The organism is Fictibacillus arsenicus, from assembly GCF_001999465.1.
In the GTDB taxonomy this organism is placed as follows: Bacteria; Bacillota; Bacilli; order Bacillales; family Fictibacillaceae; genus Fictibacillus; species Fictibacillus arsenicus.
Map to the genome: position 1 here is coordinate 1 of NZ_MQMF01000037.1, position 1,050 is coordinate 1,050.

Genomic DNA, 1,050 nt, shown 5'->3' on the forward strand with positions numbered 1-1,050 from the left:
TTTTGCAATAAAAAAGAAAATGTCAGAAACATTTTCTGAAAAATGGTGGAGCTTAGCGGGATCGAACCGCTGACCTCCTGCGTGCAAGGCAGGCGCTCTCCCAGCTGAGCTAAAGCCCCAAATATAACTTATATAGTTATGATGGTCGGGAAGACAGGATTTGAACCTGCGACCCCCTGGTCCCAAACCAGGTGCTCTACCAAGCTGAGCCACTTCCCGTAAAACATGGCGCGCCCTGAGAGATTCGAACTCCCGACCTTTTGATTCGTAGTCAAACACTCTATCCAGCTGAGCTAAGGGCGCATGTATGTGGTGCCGAGGACCGGAATCGAACCGGTACGGTAGTCACCTACCGCAGGATTTTAAGTCCTGTGCGTCTGCCAGTTCCGCCACCCCGGCACATACAATAACTTTGGAGCGGAAGACGGGATTCGAACCCGCGACCCCAACCTTGGCAAGGTTGTATTCTACCACTGAACTACTTCCGCAAACTATTTGGTTTTTTTAAAATTAATATGGTGCGGGTGAAGGGACTCGAACCCCCACGTCAAAGACACTAGATCCTAAGTCTAGCGCGTCTGCCAATTCCGCCACACCCGCATATTAATTTGAAAATGGTGAGCCATGAAGGACTCGAACCTTCGACCCTCTGATTAAAAGTCAGATGCTCTACCGACTGAGCTAATGGCTCGTGCAAAATGGTGCCGGCTAGAGGACTTGAACCCCCAACCTACTGATTACAAGTCAGTTGCTCTACCAATTGAGCTAAACCGGCAAGTAAGTAAATGGTGGAGGATGACGGGATCGAACCGCCGACCCCCTGCTTGTAAGGCAGGTGCTCTCCCAGCTGAGCTAATCCTCCGTATAAAATTCCAGCCTAGCGACGTCCTACTCTAACAGGGGGAGACCCCCAACTACCATCGGCGCTGAAGAGCTTAACTTCCGTGTTCGGTATGGGAACGGGTGTGACCTCTTCGCCATCATCACTAGACCAGAAAGCGAGTTATTTATCTCGACAAGATAAAATTATACGCTATGTAATTAAGAATT

9 tRNA genes and 1 rRNA gene are annotated in these 1,050 nt (G+C 49.5%); all 10 read right to left on the reverse strand.

The window, feature by feature from the left end:
• Positions 1–43: 43 nt before the first annotated feature.
• The 10 genes from UN64_RS19920 to rrf all read right to left on the reverse strand — a co-directional run bounded on the left by UN64_RS19920 (position 44) and on the right by rrf (position 991).
• Positions 44–119: transfer RNA gene (locus tag UN64_RS19920), tRNA-Ala, on the reverse strand.
• 23 nt (positions 120–142) lie between these two features.
• Positions 143–219: transfer RNA gene (locus UN64_RS19925), tRNA-Pro, on the reverse strand.
• 7 nt (positions 220–226) lie between these two features.
• A tRNA-Arg gene (locus UN64_RS19930) sits at positions 227–303 on the reverse strand.
• A 7-nt stretch (positions 304–310) separates the two neighbouring features.
• A tRNA-Leu gene (locus UN64_RS19935) sits at positions 311–399 on the reverse strand.
• A 14-nt stretch (positions 400–413) separates the two neighbouring features.
• Positions 414–488: transfer RNA gene (locus UN64_RS19940), tRNA-Gly, on the reverse strand.
• A 28-nt stretch (positions 489–516) separates the two neighbouring features.
• Positions 517–600: transfer RNA gene (locus UN64_RS19945), tRNA-Leu, on the reverse strand.
• 15 nt (positions 601–615) lie between these two features.
• Positions 616–691: transfer RNA gene (locus tag UN64_RS19950), tRNA-Lys, on the reverse strand.
• Between the two features lie 8 nt (positions 692–699).
• Positions 700–775, reverse strand: a tRNA-Thr gene (locus UN64_RS19955).
• Between the two features lie 11 nt (positions 776–786).
• Positions 787–862 (reverse strand) — tRNA-Val (locus UN64_RS19960).
• Positions 863–875: 13 nt separating this feature from the next.
• Positions 876–991, reverse strand: a 5S ribosomal RNA gene (rrf, locus tag UN64_RS19965).
• Between the last annotated feature and the right edge of the window lie 59 nt (positions 992–1,050).